1 pseudogene is annotated in these 247 nt (G+C 42.9%); it reads left to right on the top strand.

Going from position 1 to position 247, the window contains the following annotated elements:
• Positions 1 to 247 (top strand): annotated as a pseudogene (locus tag ADI58_RS11615) (hypothetical protein); the annotation flags it as partial.

Raw genomic sequence — 247 nt, 5'->3', positions numbered from 1 at the left:
GGCAGATTCACTTGCTGAGTTGCTTGTTGAAGCTGATTCTGAAGCTTGCTTAGATGCAGATTCGCTTACTGAGTTGCTTGTTGAAGCCGATTCTGATGCTTGCTTAGAGGCAGATTCACTTACTGAATTGCTTGTTGATGCTGACTCTGATGCTTGCTTAGATGCAGATTCACTTACTGAATTGCTTGTTGATGCTGACTCTGATGTCTGTTTAGAAGCTGACTCGCTTACTGAGTTGCTTGTTGAA

The organism is Streptococcus mitis (assembly GCF_001074635.1).
GTDB lineage: Bacteria > Bacillota > Bacilli > Lactobacillales > Streptococcaceae > Streptococcus > Streptococcus mitis_E.
The sequence above is the reverse complement of the archived record's forward strand: the minus strand, read 5'-3'. Positions and strand labels throughout refer to the sequence as shown.